Here is a 1,280-nt window from a genome sequence, read left to right on the forward strand (position 1 = left end):
CTACGATTGCAATTGCTTGAGATACAGCACCCATGATATTAGCTCCTGTAGTTAAGAAACCATGTAAGATAGGTGGTGTTGTCCAAGGTGTATTGATTACAGCTTTTGGACAGAATCCAATTACAGTTAAGATATAACCTACTGCTAAAGTAGCAATTGGTGCTAATACAAATGGAATACCTAAGATTGGGTTTAATACCATTGGGATACCAAATGTAACTGTTTCATTGATGTTGAATAAACCTGGTACTAATGAGATACCTGCGATTGTACGGTTATCTTCACGTTTTGAGAAAATCATGATTGCGATTACTAAACCGATTGTAACCCCAGAACCACCAAATTCACCGAACATTTGTAACCATGCCATTGCGAAAATGTGTAATTCATCGCTTTTTGCATCATTTGTTTTAGAGAATGTTTCGATATTTTCTAACATTAATGGTGTAAATAATGCTTCTTTTACTGCAGATAACATGTTGTTACCATGAATACCTACTAACCAGAATAACATGATAATGATGTAAATGATAATTACACCAGGAACTGTAGCACCGATAGCACCTAAAGGTCCTTGGATATAAGTTGAAATTACGTCATTTAAATATAATCCAGTAGCTAATTCACATCCACGTCCAATTAACGCAATGATTGCTAAAGTAATTACAGCTGGAATTAAAACTTCGAATGCACGAGCAACACCTGGAGGTACTGTTTCAGGCATTTTTAATTTTAATCCTTCTACTTTACGTAATGCACAGAAGATTTCTACTGAAACAACCCCAACGATCATCCCTGTAAATAAACCTGTTGCTCCTAAAGCACCACCAGCAACACCTGTAAATGTTTGTAATGCTCCATCAGCTGTTAATTCTAATGTTTGTTTAGCAGTGTCTACTAATGCATAGTTAGCCCATCCACTTTGAGTTACTGATAACCAACAAGCAAGTCCTAATAAACCTGCGAAGTATCCAGTTTCACCATTTGATTCCCCGATTTCTTGAGCGATACCAAAAGTGATTCCAACTGTGATACAAGAAATTGTTGCGAATTGCATTGCTGCAAACGCTGGGTTAATTACTTCTAAAGCCATGATAGGTTCCCAGAACATACCTAACCCTGAATCTGCATTAACTAATACGTTACACCATAAAACCCCGATCGCACCTGCGATAGTCAAAGGCATGAATGTTTGGAACGAATTCTTAATTGCAGATAAATACTTATTTTGCCCACACCACGCACCAACGCGGCCAAGGACATCTGCCATTTTGTCCATA

Annotated in this window: 1 protein-coding gene; it reads right to left on the reverse strand. The window is 37.6% G+C overall.

Going from position 1 to position 1,280, the window contains the following annotated elements; genetic code table 11:
- The coding region (locus KTF99_RS16750; protein ID WP_217215677.1) for a PTS sugar transporter subunit IIC at window positions 1-1,280 on the reverse strand (1,280 nt) is incomplete at both ends.

The organism is Erysipelatoclostridium sp. MSK.7.34 (genome assembly GCF_019041935.1).
Classification (GTDB): Bacteria; Bacillota_I; Bacilli_A; order Erysipelotrichales; family Coprobacillaceae; genus Thomasclavelia; species Thomasclavelia ramosa.